Raw genomic sequence first — 18,202 nt, forward strand, 5'->3', positions numbered from 1 at the left:
AAAATGGCCGGCCCCTGCATCATCTGCGTTGCCATCACCGGATCTCTGCCGACCAAGGCGAACAACCCGGCGGTCCCGATCTCGCTATCCGAGCAGATCGAATCGACCCAGCAAGCGTTCGAGGCGGGGGCCAGCATTGCCCATTGCCACGTGCGTGACGACGACGGGCTTCCGACCTCGGACCCGGAGCGGTTCGCGCGGTTGAAGGAGGGGCTAGAAACCCATTGCCCCGGCCTCATCATTCAGTTTTCAACGGGTGGAAGAAGCGGTGCGGGGCAGGCCCGCGGTGGAATGCTCCCACTGCGGCCAGACATGGCCTCTCTGTCCGTCGGCTCGAACAACTTTCCCACCCGGGTATATGAGAACCCGCCCGATCTAGTGGACTGGTTGGCGGGAGAGATGCTCATGTATGACATCAAGCCAGAGATAGAAGCTTTTGATCTGAGCCATATTATTCAGGCGACGCGCATGCAGGCAGACGCGCGTCTGAAAGGACCGCTCTATGTGCAGTTCGTCATGGGTGTGAAGAATGCGATGCCCGCCGATGAACGCATTCTCGACTTCTATATAGAGACGCTTCAGCGGCTTGCCCCTGATGCTTCCTGGTGCGCGGCCGGGATCGGCCCGCAGCAGATCGTCCTGAACGAATGGGCCATTCGCAAGGGAGGTCATACCCGAACCGGGATGGAGGATAATGTGCGGATCGACCGGGAAACGCTTGCGCCATCGAATGCGGCGCTGGTGCGGCGCGCGGTGGAACTCTGCGAGCGATATGAGCGTCCTGTCGCCACCTGGCAGCAGGCGCGCGAGATTCTTCGCCTGCCTATGCCCGGCTAAGGCTTGCGCGCGGCGCGACCATGCGCTTTCTCCCGCCCATGACCAGAAGAAAGAACGATCATGCCTGCCGCCCCTGCCGATAGCGCCCTCTACCGCGGGCTTTTCGGAGACGATGAAACCGCAGCCTTCTTCACCGACAGTGCCGAGATCCGTGCCATGTTGCTGGTGGAAGGGGCGCTTGCCCGTGTGCAGGGCGAGCTTGGGATCATCCCGGAAACCGCCGCTGCCTTCATCGACAGATCCAGCCGGGAAGTACTCATCGACCCGGCCGCGCTGGCGGCGGAGACGGCAGTCAACGCGGTGCCGGTCCCCGCTCTGGTCTCTGCGTTCCGCAAGGCGATGGCCGCGCCGGAGCATGCGCAATATCTTCACTGGGGCGCGACGAGCCAGGATATCATTGATACCGGCCTTGCACTGCGGCTCCGGCGTGTGGTGGAAATCTGGGATGCACGTCTTGGGTCGCTCCTGAAGGCACTGGGCGGCATGGCAAGCGAGTACGCGGATCTTCCCATGGCCGCCCGAACCTATGGCCAGGTTGCGACACCGACCAGCTTCGGCTCTGTCGTGGCAGGTTGGGGGCGGCCGATCCTGCGGCACCGGCATCGACTTCATGAAGTATCGGCAGGTCTCGCCACGGTTTCGCTAGGGGGTGCGGCGGGTACGTTGTCCGCCATGGGACCGGAGGGGCCGGAGGTCCGAGCCGGTTTGGCGACTGCCCTCGGTCTCAGTGATCCGGGGGCTTCCTGGCATTCGGAGCGTGATCGGATCGGCGCTTTCGCCGGTTGGATGGCGGGGCTTGCCGCCAGCCTCGGGAAGATGGGCGATGATCTCGTTCTGATGGCCCAATCTGGGATCGGTGAGATCCGTATCGCGGGCGCGGGGGGCTCCTCCACGATGCCGCAAAAGCAGAACCCCGTTGGCCCATCCGTGCTGGTTGCCCTGGCGCGGCAGATCGGTGCGCTCGCCGCAGCCTTGGAGGGGGCGGGTCTACATCGGCAACAGCGTGATGGCGCGGCCTGGTTCGTGGAATGGCTCACGCTGCCGCAGATTTGCGTTTCAACCGGTCGGGCGCTCGCACTGGCAGGAGACATCGCGGGGGCGATCAGTCCTGACCCCAAGTCCATGGCGCGTGGTGTGGATGACGGCACCGGTCTTATTCATGCCGAAGCCTATACCTTTGCCCTGGCTCGTCATATTCCGCGGCCAGACGCGCAGGCCAAGATCAAGGCGCTGTGCAAGGAGGCCCAGCAGACGCATGTCGCCCTGGGCCAGCTCGTCGCGCGAGATTTTCCAGATCTCGATCTCAGCGCGGCCGGTGGCCTTGGCACTGCTCCGGCAGAAGCAAGAGCCTTTGCTGAGCTCGTACGAAACTAACGGCGCACGGCAAAATACCGCTCTTCGGAAAGGCGCCAGTGTGAAGGCGTTCCGGGCAGGACCACCCGCCCGGAACGAGGCTCAATAGAATGCCGTCTCGCCTGCACCTTCGAAGATCGTGGTGCCTTTCTCGCCCTTGACTGCCTGTGGAATGTCGGCGAGCGAACAGATCACCGCCCGGTTGCCGGTGGCGCGGGCAAAGTCCTGCGCGGCCTTCACCTTTGGTCCCATGGAGCCAGCGGGGAAATCGTAGGCATCCATCCCGTCAGGCGTTGCGGAGCGGATCGCCTTCTGCTCCGGTTTGCCCCAGTCCAGATAGACAGCGTCTGCATCGGTGGCGACTACGAAGAAATCGGCCTTCAGATCCCGCGCCAGCAGGGAGGAGGCGTTGTCCTTGTCGATGACGCATTCCACCCCGATGAGCTGCCGTTCGCTATTGGGATCATATGCGGTGGGAATACCGCCGCCGCCCGCGGCCACCACGGTCGTGCCCTTTTCCAGCAGCCATTGGATGGGATGGAGCTGAAAGATGCGCTTCGGCTCCGGCGAAGCGACAACGCGGCGCCAGTATTTGCCGTCCTGCTTGACGACCCAGCCCTTAGCTGCCGCCTCCGCCTTGGCTTCCTCCTCCGAATAGACCTTGCCGATGAACTTGGTCGGGTTCTTGAATGCAGGGTCGGCAAGATCGACCTCGGTCATCGTCAGGATGGTTGCGATGGGCTGCTCGAAAGGCAGCACATTGCCCAGCTCCTGTTCGATCATGTAACCGATCGCGCCCTCAGTCTGCGCGCCCAGAACGTCCAGCGTTGCGGGCGTGTCGGACCCTTCCTGCTGCAGGGCGAGCAGCCCGACCTGCGGCCCGTTGCCATGGGTGACGACTGCATCGTGCTCAAGGCAGAGCGGGGCAAGAGCCTCGGCCGCCAGCCGTGCGTTCCGACGCTGGTTCTCCTCGGTCATCGGCTCGCCCCGCTTGAGCAGGGCGTTACCACCGAGGGCAATGACGACGGTTCCCATGGATCACCCCGCCAGCGTGGCGACCAGAATCGCCTTGATCGTGTGCATCCGGTTCTCGGCCTGCTCAAAGGCGATGTTCTGGTGGCTTTCGAACACCTCGTCTGTCACCTCCATTTCGGAGATACCGAACTGATCAAAGATCTGCTTGCCGACTTTTGTATCGGTGTTGTGAAAGGCGGGCAGGCAATGCATGAACTTGACGTTGGGGTTGCCGGTCTTGAGCAGCATCTCCTTGTTGACTTGATAGGGGCTCAGCAGCTTGATCCGCTCCCCCCAGACCTCCGCCGCTTCGCCCATCGACACCCATACATCCGTATGGACGAAGTCCACCCCCTTCACGCCTTCGTCGATATTGTCGGTGATCGTGATTCTGGCACCGGTTTCCTCGGCACGCTTCTTTGCCATCTCGACGACGTCGTCATGGTTCCAGAGACTCTTCGGCGCGATGATGCGCACGTCGCAACCCATGATGGCGCCCAGCATGAGAAGCGAATTGCCCATGTTGTTACGCGCGTCGCCGACGAACGCATACTTGATTTGTTGGCGTGGCTTGTCGGCGTATTCCGTCATGGTGAGGAAGTCGGCAAGCATCTGGGTCGGGTGCCAGTCGTCTGTCAGCCCGTTGTAAACCGGAACACCGGAGTATTCCGCCAGCTCTTCCACCATGCCCTGTCCGGAACCCCGGAATTCGATGGCATCGAACATCCGGCCAAGCACACGCGCAGTATCCTTCATGGATTCCTTGTGGCCGATCTGGCTGCCCGACGGATCGAGATAGGTGATATGCGCTCCCTGATCATGAGCCGCCACTTCAAAGGCACAACGTGTGCGGGTAGAGGTCTTTTCGAAGATCAGACAGATGTTCTTGCCCGACAGCGAAGGTTGTTCCGAATGGGAATATTTCGCCCGTTTCAGATCGCGCGCAAGGTCAAGCAGATAGAGCATTTCGCGCTGGGAAAAGTCGGCGATCTTCAGATAGCTGCGACCGCGAAGATTGAGACCCATGGTGGACTCCTTCGTGACTGGTCGAAATCGTCTGGGTAAGGGGGCACGTCCGCACCCCCTTGCGCTGTCGGCTCAATACGCGGGATCGCGCAGGATCGGGCAGGTCATGCAGTGACCGCCGCCGCGGCCCCGTCCAAGCTCGCTGCCGCTGATCGTGATGACCTCGATTCCGGCCTTGCGGAGAAGCGTGTTGGTATGCGTGTTGCGCTCGTAGCCGATGACAACACCCGGCTCCAGCGCGACGACGTTGTTTCCGTCGTCCCACTGCTCGCGCTCGGCCTGGAACTCGTTGCCGCCGGTATAGATCGTGTGCAGATCGTTCAGGCCCATAGCCTTCTTGTAGGTTTCAAGAAGGTCGGTCTTTTCTTCGATGATCTCAATTCCCCACTTGTCATGAGGAACGAGAGTGAAGGGCCGAATTTCCTCGATCACCTCGCCAAAGGCCGTAACCTTGTCATGGTCGACGCAAGTGAACACCGTGTCGAGGTGCATGGCCGATCGTGATTTCGGCATCGCGCAGGCGATGACCTTCTCTGCAGCTCCCTTGGCGAAAAGGGCACGTGCCAGTTTGTCGACGCCCTGGCGGCTGGTTCGTTCGCTCACTCCGCACAGGACGACGCCGTTACCCACGGCCATCACATCGCCGCCCTCGATGGAGGTATTGCCCCAATCCTCGTCGGAATCGCCGAGCCAAAACTCGAATTCGTTTTCCGAGAACATTGGATGGAACTTGTAAACGACACGCTGATAAAGCGTTTCCGGCTTCCGGGCCGGCCAGTACATCGGGTTCAGTGTCACGCCACCATAGACCCAGCAGGAAGGGTCACGCTGGAAAAGTGCGTTCGGGATCGGACGAATGAGGAACTCGCTGGAGGACAGGATATCGGTCATGAGCGGTGTGACCAGTTCCTTGGGCAGGTCATCACGGACAATGCCCCCCATCAGATGCCGCGCGAGGGCAGCAGGCGCCAGCGAGTCGAGCCATGGACGGAGGATAGGCACCAGCGTCGGGCCGACGTAGTTGTCGTTGATCCGCCGGTCGAGCACGAAGGCCCGCGACTCCGGTACCTTCTCGAAAGTCTCGGCTAGCAAGTCCTGCAGGTCATAGACCTCGATGCCGCGAGATTTCATCTTCAGGACGAAGTCGGCATGGTCGGCGCGCGCCTTCGACACCCAGATAACATCGTCGAACAGAAGGTCAGCGGCGTTTCCTGGGGTCAGCCGCTCGTGGGCGAGGGAGGGGCGGGAGACCAGCACCTTCCTCAATTTGCCGATTTCGGAATAGACACCGAGTTGCATGGATCAGACCTCCTTTTGGAATTGCGATCCGGTTGTGATTGCGGCGACCCGCGCATTGCGCCAGCGTATGGCGATATGAACAGGGATACCCGCAACCAGGAGAAGGAAACCCAGGAACACGGTCTGTGCTCCCGAGCCGTAGAGCGCCCACATCGAGTACAGGAACCCCAAACCTCCAAGAATTGTTGCACTCAACAATTTGCGCACCCGCAACTCACCCCGTGAGATGAGAATGGCGACCTCCGCGACCGAACAGACGCAGTAGGGCAGCAGGCTTGACATAACGGCGAGCAGAACGATCGTGTTGAAGGCGTCTACCAGTCCGTGCCCGAAGTTGATCGTGACCAGCACAGACGCAAGGAAATTGGAAAGTATCAGCGCGTTGGCAGGCGTGCCGAAGCGGGACAATTCCCCGAATACGGCGGGAAAAACCCTGTCTTGCGCGGCGCCGTAAGGCACCTGACCGGTGAGCAGGGTAAAGCCGTTCAATGTCCCGAAGGAGGAGATGACGGCTCCAATCGCAACAAGCAGGCCCCCCGTCACCCCCCACATCATATGGGCCACGTCGGCAAGGGGTGCTGACGATGCGGCGAGCTGGCTGGACGGGATAACGCCGATCGCGACAGTCGTGACCGAGATATAGACGATAGCCGCGATGAGCACGCCGGCGACAGTGGCCCGCGGTATCGTCTTCTCCGGATTACGGACATTTCCGGATGGAACTGTGGCGGATTCCAGCCCGAGATAGGCCCAAAGTGTCAAGGCAGCCGCCGATGATATCGCGGCGATGTTGGATTGGTTGCTGATGTTGACTGGTTCGAAATTGCGTCCGTCGATCCAGAGCAGCCCGACGACCCCGATAAGGACGAGCGGCACCAGCTTCAGCACCGTGGTGACGATCTGGACAAAGCCCGCCTCCTGCACGCCCCGGATGTTGATGAGCGTGAGCACCCAGATGCTGATCAGTGCGACGGCAAGGCTGTAGGTGGTGCTTTCCGCCACTGCCGGGAACAGAAAGCCCACATAGCCCGCCAACGCGACCGCAACACCGGCATTTCCGGTCCAGAGCGCGATCCAGTAGCCCCAGGCGATAAGAAACCCCATGAACTCGCCGAATGCTGTTTCCGCGTAAGCATAGGGCCCCCCCGTCTTGGTCACGAGCCGCGAGAGACGTCCGAAGATCAGAGCAAGGATAAGAGCTCCGAGCGATGTAAGCACCCAACCCACAAGGGAAATGGGGCCGATCCGCGCGAGGGATGCGGGAAGGAGGAAGATGCCCGACCCGATCATGTTGCCCACGACAAGCGCCGTGCAGGCAACAAGACCGAGACCCGGTTCCTGTCCTCCCGCCGTTCCGATGTGCGACGCACTGTTCGCCACGGATATTACACCCCGCCAAGCGCGCCGAAGCTGAGCACCGCCATGACGATGATGGCGATAATCACGAGCAGAGGCCAAACGAACTTCAGCCATCTGTCATAGGAGACCTGCCCGATTGCGAGACCGCCCATCACCACGGCGAAGGTCGGGTTGAAGAGGTTCACCCAGCCATTGGCGGATTGATAGGCCGTCACCACCAGGTCTCGTGTCACTCCGGCAAAGTCTGCCAACGGTGCAAGGATCGGCATGCTGAGCACTGCCAGACCGGAGGAGGACGGGACGAGGAAGGACAGGATCGTCTCCACCACCAGGATGGTGTTGATGAACATGACCTGGCCCAGACCGCTGAAGAGCCCTTCGAGAGAGTGAAGGATCGTATCGGTGATCTTGCCGGCGTCCATCACCACGACGATACCGCGCGCCACGCCGATGATGAGCGCCACGCCCAGCAGGTCGCGTGCCCCGTTCACGAAGGTTTCGACGAAGGTGCCCTCGTCGAAGCGTGTCTCCGGGGAGAACTTGCCGAGCAGCCAGGTCAGGATCGCCATGCCAAGGAACAGCGCGGACATTTCGGCCATCCACCAGCCTTGGCTGATGACACCCCACAGCATGATCACGAAGGTCAGCCCGAAGAGCGACAGCAGGATAGCGCGCATCGTCGTGAACTCGGGGAGCGCGGACGTCTTGCCATCTTCCGATTTCAGGAAGCGCTGGATGTTGTCCTCGCGCTGGTCGGCGACGATAGACTTGGAGGGATCGTTCTTTACCCGCTGAGCGTAGCGCATCACATAGAGGATCCCGGACAGCAGGCTGAGCACCAGTATCACCACGCGCAGGACGAGCCCGTCGGTAAAGGGCACACCGGCCGCATTCGAGGCGATGACAGTGGCAAAGGCGTTGAAGGTCGAACCCAGCGTACCGATGCCGCATCCCAGCAGGATCACCGCCACTCCGGTAAGTGTGTCGTATCCTGCGCGCAGCATCACTGGAATGACGATGGCGTAAAAGGCGAGGCTCTCCTCCGCCATCCCATAGCTCGTGCCGCCAAGGGCAAACGCGGTCATCAGGATGGGGATAAGCCAGACTTCCTTCCCCTTGAGGGCGTTCATCAGGCCGCCGATCCCGGCGTCGATGGCCCCTGTCCGCGTGATAACGGCAAGGAAGCCGCCGATGATGAGAACGAAAAGCGCCACATCAATGGCGCGTGCCATGCCCGTCTCCGGGTCATAGAACCCGGCTATGGGAGCGAGGAGCACATCCCACCACCCCTGAGGGTTCTGGGTCACGGAATGGTATGTGCCTGGAACCGGCACTTCCTGCCCCAGCGCTTCGCTCATCTGGCGAGTATATTCCCCTGCAGGGACAAACCACGTCAGGATCGCGACAACGACGATGAGGCAAAAGAGAATGGTGAAGGCGGTCGGAAACTTGAATTTCACACGAAAACTCCCTGCCCGTGGCATTGAGGAAACTTCCGGTCGCGCAAGGCCAGCGTGGCCTTGCAACGGTTACACGCGCTTGTATTGCGCTATTCCACGTGGGCCGCTTGCAGAGGTTTCAAGATTAAACTGCAAAACCTAGATGTATTTTATTGTTCCCCAGCGGTTGTAAAAAAGCTTGACTGTTACAGCCAAAGCAAAAACGCCCCTCGCAGAAAGCAGGGGCGTTTACCAGTTGTAGAACCGGGGTTGTCCGTCAGGCCGGGAGGAGCGTGGTGCCAACACGGGAGGCGAGCGGATCGGCTCCCGCAATCTTGCCGATAATCCGGCCTTCCCAGGCAAAGCGCTGTTCCAGCCGTGCGAAGAGCACACCGTTGGTCACAGCAAGCACCGGGGTGGTAGCGCCGAGCGGGTCCACGATCTCGGCCACGACCTGACCTTCACGTACCTGCTCCCCGAGCTTTACCCGGTAGAGGATCAGGCCCGCGACCGGAGCGGTGAGCTGCTGCATCCCGTCCAGCGGCGTGGCATCGCAGAGCAGCTCGGGCAGCGGCCCTGTCTCGCCCTGTACCACCCCGCGCCGGACGAGAAACGACAGAAGCGCCGCGGCATCCTTGCGGCCCAGCGTCTCGTCTACCTGATTATTGGAGCGCAGTTCAACCGTGGTGGAAAGGCACGCGGCGGGCACGGGATATGCCGGAAAGCGGCGGGCGAGCGACCACCACGGGCCGGAGCATGCCTCGTCGAACGGATTTCCGCCGGATACCTCCTCCAGCAGCACGGCCCGGGCACCGACCTCTCGGGCAAGATCCGCCGCATCCGGCCACAGTGGCGTCCCGATATAAAGATGCACTTCCGCCTCGCTGTCGGCATGGAGATCAAGCACGTAATCCGCATCATGCGCGAGGGTCATCAAGGCGTGGCGCAGCGCCGTGATCTCCGTCTCCCGCGGCATCGTGGACAGGAGGTCTCCCATCGCCTGCCGGATGATCGCGACATTGGCGTCGGCATCCTCACCCAGCCGGCCCGCCACGCGCTCCGCCACACCATCCGCCAGATCCGGCCAGCCGCGGTTGAAGTTCTCGCCTCCCGCCGTTTCGTAACGCCCGCGCAGGGCACCATGCACCTCCTGCGACAGCCCTACCGGATTGCAGATCGGTACCACGACGATCTCGCCGGCGATCCGTCCTTCGCTCTCAGCCTCCGCAAGCCGCGGGACGAGATCATGCAATGCCAGCATCCCCGGAAACTCATCCGCATGCAGCCCTGCCTGCAGGTAGGCCTTGGGGCGTGCTCCAGGCGTGCCGAAACGCAATACGATGATCTCCCGCGCGGGGCCGGACATGGGCGGGGGCAGCGTGATCGTCTCCCGACGCGGGTTTTGGGCTTGCATGGGATGCGTCATAGGTCTTTCTCCTCCTGGACGGTCGAGTTTCTGTGCACGGTCCGCCTCGCGCCGTCCAGCCCCGGAGGATTACGCTTCCATGACTTTCCGCCTCACCGCGCTGACCGATCTGGCGGAGATGGCCTTCGACACGATCATCGACGTACGTTCCCCTTCGGAATATGCCGAAGATCATCTGCCCGGCGCCATCAACCTGCCCGCCCTCAGCGACGCGGAACGCGCGCGTGTCGGCACCTTGTACAAGCAGGTTTCTCCCTTTACCGCGCGAAAGCTCGGCGCTGCGCTGGTGGCTCGCAATGCGGCCCATCACTTGGAGACAGCGCTCTTCGAGATGCCAGGCGGCTGGCGGCCGCTGATCTATTGCTGGCGGGGCGGGCAGCGGTCGGGTTCCATCTCCCTGATCCTTTCCGAAGTCGGCTGGCGCGTCGCACGGCTGGAGGGCGGCTACAAGGCGTGGCGCCGACATGTCATCACCTGCTTGCATGAGCGGGCCTTCCCTGCGCCGGTCATCCTGCTCGACGGCAATACAGGTTCGGCCAAGACAGAAGTGCTCGGCCTCCTGCGGCAACGCGGAGTGCAGGTGCTCGATCTGGAGGGGATGGCCAACCACCGTGGCTCGCTTTTCGGAGGGCATGGTCCGCAGCCATCGCAGCGCGCATTCGAGGGGCGGCTGGCCGTTGCCATCGCATCACTGGACCCTGCAAGGCCGGTTGTGGTGGAGGCTGAGAGTTCGCGTATCGGAAATTGCCTTCTGCCTCCAACCCTCTGGCGCGCGATGAAGGCTGCACCACGCATCGCCATCTCCGCCCCGCCGGCGGCGCGTGCTGACTATCTTATCCGCGCCTATGGGGACCTGGTGGCGGATCCGGGAAGGCTTGCCGCGATCGTTGAAAGCCTCCGGCCTTTTCACCCCGCAGCGCGGCTCGCAGACTGGCAGGCGCTTGTTTTACGGGGCGCATGGCGGGAGCTGGCGGCTGAACTGATGCTCCACCACTACGATCCGCGCTACAACCGTCACCGCGCCCGCATGGGTGAGGGTGTGACGGAAGTACGCGTTGAGGCCCTTGGACCTGAAGCGATTGTGTCCTTGGCAGACCGGATCGCCGCGCTCGCCGCTGCCACCCCAGAAGGCTCATGACGGTGCTGGCGCGGGCAATACCGGCGCCCTAGCGAAACTACCCGGATCTTGTCATCGTCATACTTAGGGAGGAGCTGGTGAAATGATATTCTTCTGGCTGCGGGGTAAGTTTTATAATAATTTCATAAGATGAAAGCCTGATCGGAGGATGCCCACCCGGGTAGAGCAGGCAGTCAGCGGAATCGCACTCAAGGGAGGAGGTCGCGATGACTATGAAACTGGCAGGGCTGGCTTTGTTGCTCGCATCCGCAGGGATGCCGGCGCTCGCTAACGATTCGCTCATGCAGATCACCAAGGATCCGAAACAGTGGGGAACGCAGCTCGGCAACTATGCCGGGATCCGGTATTCCGAACTGGATCAGATCAATGCTTCGAACGTCAAGGATTTGCGCGTCTCCTGGATGTTCTCCACGGGTGTGCTGCGGGGCCATGAAGGCTCCCCCCTCGTGATCGGCGATGTGATGTATGTGCATACGCCCTTCCCGAATATCGTCTATGCGCTCGATCTGAAGAATGAGGGCAAGATCCTCTGGCGCTACAGTCCCGAGCAGAACCCGGACGTGATCGGCGTGATGTGCTGTGATACGGTGTATCGCGGGCTGGCCTACGCAGATGGAATAATCTTCCTCAATCAGGCGGATACGACGCTCGTTGCCCTGGACGCCAAGACCGGACAGGTGAAGTGGAGCGTCAAGAACGGTGACCCCTCCAAGGGTGAGACTTCCACGGCGACGGTGCTCGTAGTCAAGGACAAGGTGCTGACCGGCATCTCGGGCGGCGAGTTTGGCGTACGCGGCTCCATGACCGCCTACAACATCAAGGACGGCTCGCTCGCCTGGCGGGCCTATTCGACCGGCCCGGATGCGGAAATGCTCGTGGACCCGGAAAAGACGATGGTGCTGGGCAAACCGATCGGCAAGGACAGTTCCCTTCAGTCGTGGGAGGGTGATCAGTGGAAGATCGGCGGCGGCACCACATGGGGCTGGACGACCTATGATCCCGAACTCGACCTGATCTACTACGGCACCGGCAACCCCTCCACCTGGAACCCCTCGCAGCGGCCCGGCGACAACAAATGGTCGATGACCATCATGGCGCGCGATCCCGACACGGGCATGGCGAAATGGTTCTACCAGAAGACCCCGCATGATGAATGGGACTATGACGGGGTGAACGAGAACCTGCTGGTCGACAAGGAGATTGACGGCCAGATGCGCAAGCTGCTGGTCACCTTTGACCGGAACGGGTTTGCCTATACGCTGGATCGGGCCAGCGGCGAATTGCTCGTGGCCGAGAAATACGATCCCGCGGTGAACTGGGCGACCAAGGTGGATATGGACAAGAATTCTGCGACTTACGGGCGCCCGCTCGTCGTTGCGGAATATTCCACCTCTCAGAATGGCGAGGATGTGAACACCACCGGCATCTGCCCCGCCGCGCTCGGAACCAAGGATCAGCAGCCTGCTGCCTATTCGCCCAAGACCGGCCTCTTCTATGTGCCGACCAACCACGTCTGCATGGACTATGAGCCCTTCCGGGTGAGCTATTCCGCGGGCCAGCCCTACGTCGGCGCAACGCTGTCGATGTATCCCGCGCCGAACAGCCATGGCGGCATGGGTAACTTCGTCGCCTGGGACGCGGTGAAGGGCAAGATCGTCTGGTCGCTGCCCGAGCAGTTCTCCGTCTGGTCCGGCGCGCTGGCGACAGCGGGCGATGTCGTGTTCTACGGCACGCTTGAGGGCTTCCTGAAGGCCGTGGACGCCAAGACGGGAGAGGAGCTTTACAAGTTCAAAACACCCTCCGGCATCATCGGCAACGTCTTCAGCTATGAAAGCGCGGGCAAACAGTATGTGGGCGTGCTTTCCGGGGTCGGGGGCTGGGCGGGCATCGGTCTTGCGGCCGGTCTGACCAATGCCAACGAAGGCCTGGGTGCGGTCGGTGGCTATGCTGCGCTGCACGACTACACCGTGCTTGGGGGTCAGCTGACCGTATTCGAAGTTCCGAACTAGGACGCTGACAATCGTCAGTCAACGCCGCCGATAGATTTCGGCGGCGTTTTCACGACCGTTTCGCGGCGAAACTTCATAGCGAAACTAAAGTCTGATTCCGATGGGGAAGGCACTGCGGTAGCCTCGACCCAGCTCTTTGGGAGGAGAGATCATGCTGTCAGCAATGCGCCCCCTCGCGCTCGCCACTACTCTTGTCGCGTCCGTCATCAGCCTGCCTCTTGTCGCCCAGGCTGCACCGGACACCGCCGTCGCAGAGTTTGACGGCACGCGCTATCGAAATGCTGAAGGTAACCCGACCTTCAAAGTGGAAAACGGGGTCGTCGATTGGCCAACCTTCTCGGGATATCGCCGGTACCATGCCGAATGCCACGTCTGCCACGGTCCGGATGGCGAGGGATCAACCTACGCGCCAGCGCTGAAGAACTCCGCAATCAAGATGGATTATTACGACTTCATCGGCGTCATAGCCAGCGGGCGGCAGAAGGTAGGTACGTCCGAAAACCAGGTGATGCCGGCCTTTGCCACCAATCCGAACGTCATGTGCTATGCCGACGACATCTACACATACCTGCTCGCGCGGGGTACCGAGGCGATCCCACGCGGCCGACCCGCCAAGCGTGAGGAGAAGAGCGAAGGTTATGCGGAGGCCGAAAAGGCCTGCATGGAACAGTAATGAGCCGCGCCATGATAGTCAGGCTGCTCTGCGCGGCGTTCTTCAGCGCGGGAGCGGCGAGCGCTCAGGTCGCTGATCTGGTGGACCGGGACAGCTTCCGGGTCTGTGCCGATCCGGCCAACAAGCCCCTCTCGGTGGAGGATGGTTCCGGCTTCGAGAACCGTATCGCGGTGCTGCTCGCAGAGCGGCTTGGTGTTCCCCTGCATTACACGTGGTTTCCACAGGTCACTGGATTCGTGCGCAACACACTCGGCGCTGGCAAGTGCGATGTGGTGATCGGCTTTGCGCAGGGCGATGACCTCGTGCTCAACACCAACCACTATTATACCTCCACCCATGTTCTCGTCACCCGGGCCGACAGCGATCTCGCCGCGATCGACAGCCTGTCCGACCCTCGTCTGAAAGGGCATCGGATTGGCGTGGTGGTGGGCGCCCCAGCCACCACCCATATCGCGCGTGCCGGGCTGATGAAGGATGCCGAACCCTACGCGCTCATGGTGGACCGGCGGGTCGAGAACCCTGCAGGCCAGATGCTTGAAGACGTCAGGAGTGGCAAGACAGATGCCGCCGTTCTCTGGGGGCCGATTGGAGGTCCGCTCGCGAAAGGTGATCCGACGCTCAAGGTTACGCCCCTTCTGAAAGATGAGGGGCCGCCGCGGCTGTTCTATCGGATCACCATGGGCGTTCGTGCCGGAGAGGATAACTGGAAGCGGGAACTCAACAGCCTCATTCGCCGTAATCAGTCCGATATCGACGCGATCCTCAGGGATGCGGGAGTGCCTATCCTGGACGATTACGGGAAGGCTCTGAAGCCGGCGGGCTGAGCGTGAGGTCATCATACAAAAGTATGGAAACCCCCGCTAAGGCATTCTTATAATTTACTTATCATGAAAAATCGCTTTGCCGATCCCGTACTTTGCTGTCCGATGACGTCGGGGAGGACTTGGGATGAAACCTGAGTGTTGGACAGATGCCGCGCCGCTTGCGCGCGGCCTGGCGGTATGCCTGGGCGTCAGCCTGCTGTGCGCGACATCGGCCGTAGCGCAGAGCGAATATCGCGCGGCGGTGCTCCGTGTCGATGCGCCAAAACCGCTGCCGATTTCACGCCTAGACCTGCCGCCGGCGGACCTGGGGCTGGCAGGGGCGGCGCTGGCCACCTCCGACAACATGACGACCGGCAGCTTCATGAAGCAGACCTATACGATGGAGGCTGTCGTTGCCACGCCGGAAACGGCGGAGGCGGAGATGAAACGGCTCGCCGCCGAGGGTATTCAGTTCATCGTCACCATAGCGGATGAGGACATGACCGTAAAACTGGCCGACGCGGCCGGGGAGGGTGTTCTTGTCATCAACGCCTCGGCTACGGGGGACAGGTTGCGCGGTGCGGATTGTCGCCCGAACCTGCTTCATACCGCGCCTTCGGATGCGATGCTGACGGACGCGCTGGCGCAGTTTCTTGCATGGAAACGCTGGACGCGCTGGTTTCTGATCGAAGGCAGCCACCCGGAGGACAAGGCGCTTGCCGAATCCTACAAGCGCGCGGCGAAGAAATTCGGCGCACGCATCGTGGAGGAGCGCGTCTATGAGGATCGCGGTAGCGCGCGCCGGACCGATTCCGGCCAGGTGCCCGGTCAGCAGGAGATGCCCGCCTTCACTCAGCGCGCCGCGGAGCATGACGTGGTCGTCGTCGCCGATCACAGCGGCTACTTCGCGGATTACCTGCCCTACCACACCTGGGAGCCGCGCCCGGTGACCGGGTCCGCCGGTCTTGAACCGGAAAGCTGGTCGCCCGCGCATGAGGCGTGGGCCGGGATGCAGTTCCAGAGCCGGTTCGAGAAAATCTCCAACCGTCCTGCGCGTCCGGAGGATTACCAGGTCTGGATGGCGCTGAGATCGCTCGGAGAAGCCGCGACCCGCACCAGGTCCGAGGATTTCACGACGCTGCGCGACTACATCGCCAGCGGCAAGATGGAGCTTGCGGCCTTCAAGGGCCAGAAGCTCACCTTCCGCGACTGGGACGGGCAGTTGCGCCAGCCCATCCTGCTGGTTGCGGGACCGGTCGTCGCCACAGTCTCGCCGCAGGCAGAGTTCCTGCATCAGGTCAGCCAGCTCGACACGCTGGGTATCGACCGGCCAGAGACGCAATGCAAACGCTGAGGGGGGAATGATGACAAGATTGGCCTTGATGCTCTGTACAGCCGCGCTCGCCGGAGGGCCGGCCTTCGCGGACAAGGTTTTCGTCTCCAACGAGAAAGGCAATTCGATTACCGTGCTCGACGCCGACAGCCTCGAGATCATCCATACGATCACCGGCATGCAGCGCCCTCGCGGCATCACCGCCAGTCCGGATGGCAAGGTGATCTATGTCTGTGCTTCCGACGACGATCTGGTGCGCGTCTATGATGCCACGACCTATGAGGAACTGCCCTCGTTGCCCTCCGGGCCGGACCCGGAGCTGTTCGTGCTGCACCCCTCCGGCAACCCGCTCTACATCGCGAACGAGGATGACAACATCGTCACCGTGGTGGATGTCCAGACACGGCAAGTGCTTGCCGAGGTTCCCGTCGGCGTGGAGCCGGAGGGAATGGGCGTATCGCCGGATGGCAAGACGGTGGTCAACACCTCTGAAACCACCAACATGGCGCATTTCATCAACACCGAGACATTCGAGATTTATGAGAACGTGCTGGTGGACAGTCGTCCGCGTTTCGCGCAATTCAATTCCGATGGCTCGACGCTCTATGTCACTGCGGAGATCGGCGGCACGGTGAGCGTCATTGATCCGGCGAAGTCGGAGGTTGTCCACACGATCACCTTCAACGTTCCGGGCGTGCTGCCGGAAGCCCTGCAACCCGTCGGTTTGCGCATCACGCCCGACGACAAGACCATCTTCGTCGCTCTGGGCCCCGCCAACCGTGTCGCTGTGGTGAATGGCGAGACCTGGGAGGTGGAGGACTATCTGCTGGTTGGTCAACGGGTCTGGCAACTCGGGTTCTCACCCGACCACAAATGGCTCTACAGCACGAACGGCAATTCCAACGACATCTCGGTCATAGATGTCGCCAACCGCAAGGTGGTGAAATCGGTGCAGGTGGGCGAGCAGCCCTGGGGCGTCGTGGCAGTAAAATCGGAATAGAGGGGGAGGATGCTATGAAACACTGGATCGCCGGTGCGGCGCTCATCGCCGTGGCATTGGGGGCGCCCGTCGCGGCGCAGCAGTTCGACTATGGTTTTGCCGGCCTGATGGGCAAGGCCAACCGGTCTCAGCTTCCCGACCTGACGCTGGCGGCAGGCAAGCCGGTGGCGGAGGGACCGATCGAACTGAAATCGGGTGGCTACTACAAGATGAACATCAAGGCCGACGGATCGCAGGAGCTGGCGCTGTCGGGCGGGGATTTCTTCCGTGCAGTCTGGATCAACGAGATCGTCATCAACGGCATCGAAATCCGACCGATGGGCGTTCATTCCATCGAGTTCGACAAGGCGGGCACCGCGGAGGTGTCCTTCATTGCGGTGCTTCCCGGCAAGTACGAACTCCATATACCGGGATCGACGGGAGAGTCGCAGAAGGCCGTATTTAGCATTCGCTGAGTTTTTGAGGGAGGAGTATGAAAATGAAACCTATTCTGATCGCAGCCGGCATCCTGATGATGGCGGGGCCTGCGCTTGCCGATGACAAGGCGACGCCGGAGCAGCTCACCCGCATCGACCAGGTGTTGGCCTCGATGAGCTGTGAGGTCGATCACGACAATGTCGAAGTGGAGAACGGGGTTTTCGATCTCGACGACGTCATGTGCGCGGATGGGCAGTATGACATCAAGCTCGACGCATCCTATAATGTGACAGACCGCCGGAAGGAGTAAGGCTGTGGGCGGCAGGGTGCAAAGTGTCGCGACCGGCCTGCCGCCCGCGCTTTCAATCCGGGGGGTAAGCCACCGCTTCGGCCGGGTGGTTGCGCTGGACGACATCAGTTTTACCGTGCCCCGTGGAAGTTTCACGGCGCTTCTGGGCGTGAACGGGGCAGGGAAGACAACACTTTTTTCCCTTATTACGCGGCTCTACGACTCGAGCTCCGGCGTGATCGAGGTGGCTGGCTATGATGCCCGCCGGGATGCGGGCGAGGCGCTGGCGCGACTGGGCGTGGTGTTTCAGAGCCGCGCACTCGACCTTGACCTGACGCTTCGGCAGAACCTCGTCTATCACGCTGCATTGCACGGTTTGGGCGGAAAGGCGGCCGCGGCGCGGATCGCCGATGTGCTGCGCCTTGTCGCCTTGCAGGACAGGGACGGGCAGCGTGCTGGGACACTTTCGGGCGGGCAGCAGCGACGGGCGGAAATTGCGCGCGCCCTGCTGCATGGGCCGGAGTTGCTGCTGCTGGATGAAGCGACGGCGGGATTGGATGTCCGCTCCCGCGCGGAGGTTCTCACGCTTGTGCGGCGGCTGATCCGTGAAGAGGGGGTTTCGACCCTCTGGGCCACCCACGTGTTCGAGGAGATCGCACCGGAGGATCACGTCGTCATTCTGCACAAGGGACGGGTGCTTGCCGACGGACTTGCGGAAAGCGTCGGCGAGGGCGGTCTGACACAGGCGTTCCTTGCCCTGACGGGAGAGGTCGCGTGAACGGCAACC

17 protein-coding genes are annotated in these 18,202 nt (G+C 61.7%); 11 read left to right on the forward strand and 6 right to left on the reverse strand.

Annotated elements, in window-relative coordinates; translation table 11 throughout:
• The first annotated feature begins 3 nt into the window (after nt 1–3).
• Nucleotides 4–837, forward strand: a complete 834-nt coding sequence (locus CN97_RS11455; RefSeq protein ID WP_035711477.1) for a BKACE family enzyme — start codon at nt 4–6, stop codon at nt 835–837.
• Between the two features lie 60 nt (nt 838–897).
• Complete coding sequence (locus CN97_RS11460; RefSeq protein WP_035711480.1) at nt 898–2,211, forward strand: class-II fumarase/aspartase family protein; 1,314 nt, start codon at nt 898–900, stop codon at nt 2,209–2,211.
• An 81-nt stretch (nt 2,212–2,292) separates the two neighbouring features.
• On the opposite strand, the gene arcC is transcribed toward CN97_RS11460, so the two are convergent.
• The 6 genes from arcC to CN97_RS11490 all read right to left on the reverse strand — a co-directional run bounded on the left by arcC (nt 2,293) and on the right by CN97_RS11490 (nt 9,753).
• Nucleotides 2,293–3,225, reverse strand: a complete 933-nt coding sequence (gene arcC / locus CN97_RS11465) for a carbamate kinase (protein WP_035711481.1) — start codon at nt 3,223–3,225, stop codon at nt 2,293–2,295.
• 3 nt (nt 3,226–3,228) lie between these two features.
• Nucleotides 3,229–4,230 (reverse strand): ornithine carbamoyltransferase, encoded by a 1,002-nt coding sequence (locus CN97_RS11470; RefSeq protein WP_035711484.1) that lies wholly within the window; start codon nt 4,228–4,230, stop codon nt 3,229–3,231.
• 72 nt (nt 4,231–4,302) lie between these two features.
• Complete coding sequence (gene arcA, locus CN97_RS11475) at nt 4,303–5,529, reverse strand: arginine deiminase (protein ID WP_035711486.1); 1,227 nt, start codon at nt 5,527–5,529, stop codon at nt 4,303–4,305.
• Between the two features lie 3 nt (nt 5,530–5,532).
• Entirely contained in the window at nt 5,533–6,909 is a 1,377-nt protein-coding gene (locus CN97_RS11480) for an amino acid permease (RefSeq protein WP_211253685.1), read from the reverse strand.
• Nucleotides 6,910–6,914: 5 nt separating this feature from the next.
• Nucleotides 6,915–8,348 (reverse strand): YfcC family protein, encoded by a 1,434-nt coding sequence (locus CN97_RS11485; RefSeq protein WP_248700090.1) that lies wholly within the window; start codon nt 8,346–8,348, stop codon nt 6,915–6,917.
• Nucleotides 8,349–8,604: 256 nt separating this feature from the next.
• Nucleotides 8,605–9,753, reverse strand: coding sequence for a succinylglutamate desuccinylase/aspartoacylase family protein (locus CN97_RS11490; protein ID WP_211253686.1), 1,149 nt, complete (start codon nt 9,751–9,753; stop codon nt 8,605–8,607).
• A 79-nt stretch (nt 9,754–9,832) separates the two neighbouring features.
• On the opposite strand from CN97_RS11490, the gene mnmH reads away from it, so the two are divergent.
• The 9 genes from mnmH to CN97_RS11535 all read left to right on the forward strand — a co-directional run bounded on the left by mnmH (nt 9,833) and on the right by CN97_RS11535 (nt 18,193).
• The gene (gene mnmH / locus CN97_RS11495) at nt 9,833–10,891 is read left to right on the forward strand and encodes a tRNA 2-selenouridine(34) synthase MnmH (protein WP_035711490.1); all 1,059 of its coding nucleotides are present in this window, start codon (nt 9,833–9,835) and stop codon (nt 10,889–10,891) included.
• Nucleotides 10,892–11,097: 206 nt separating this feature from the next.
• The gene (locus CN97_RS11500; RefSeq protein WP_035711493.1) at nt 11,098–12,900 is read left to right on the forward strand and encodes a methanol/ethanol family PQQ-dependent dehydrogenase; all 1,803 of its coding nucleotides are present in this window, start codon (nt 11,098–11,100) and stop codon (nt 12,898–12,900) included.
• 151 nt (nt 12,901–13,051) lie between these two features.
• Entirely contained in the window at nt 13,052–13,573 is a 522-nt protein-coding gene (locus CN97_RS11505; protein WP_035711496.1) for a c-type cytochrome, methanol metabolism-related, read from the forward strand.
• Nucleotides 13,573–14,397, forward strand: coding sequence for a substrate-binding domain-containing protein (locus CN97_RS11510; RefSeq protein WP_035711499.1), 825 nt, complete (start codon nt 13,573–13,575; stop codon nt 14,395–14,397). Before CN97_RS11505 ends, CN97_RS11510 begins: the two co-directional genes overlap by 1 nt.
• 124 nt (nt 14,398–14,521) lie before the next feature.
• Entirely contained in the window at nt 14,522–15,730 is a 1,209-nt protein-coding gene (locus tag CN97_RS11515; protein WP_051911183.1) for an ABC transporter substrate-binding protein, read from the forward strand.
• A 10-nt stretch (nt 15,731–15,740) separates the two neighbouring features.
• Complete coding sequence (locus tag CN97_RS11520) at nt 15,741–16,709, forward strand: YVTN family beta-propeller repeat protein (protein WP_407059733.1); 969 nt, start codon at nt 15,741–15,743, stop codon at nt 16,707–16,709.
• A 14-nt stretch (nt 16,710–16,723) separates the two neighbouring features.
• A complete protein-coding gene (locus CN97_RS11525) occupies nt 16,724–17,164 on the forward strand; it encodes a cupredoxin domain-containing protein (protein WP_035711503.1) in 441 nt (146 codons plus the stop codon).
• Nucleotides 17,165–17,187: 23 nt separating this feature from the next.
• Entirely contained in the window at nt 17,188–17,436 is a 249-nt protein-coding gene (locus CN97_RS11530) for a hypothetical protein (protein ID WP_035711505.1), read from the forward strand.
• A 4-nt stretch (nt 17,437–17,440) separates the two neighbouring features.
• Complete coding sequence (locus CN97_RS11535) at nt 17,441–18,193, forward strand: ATP-binding cassette domain-containing protein (RefSeq protein WP_242685283.1); 753 nt, start codon at nt 17,441–17,443, stop codon at nt 18,191–18,193.
• Nucleotides 18,194–18,202: the final 9 nt, after the last annotated feature.

The organism is Haematobacter massiliensis (assembly GCF_000740795.1).
In the GTDB taxonomy this organism is placed as follows: Bacteria; Pseudomonadota; Alphaproteobacteria; order Rhodobacterales; family Rhodobacteraceae; genus Haematobacter; species Haematobacter massiliensis.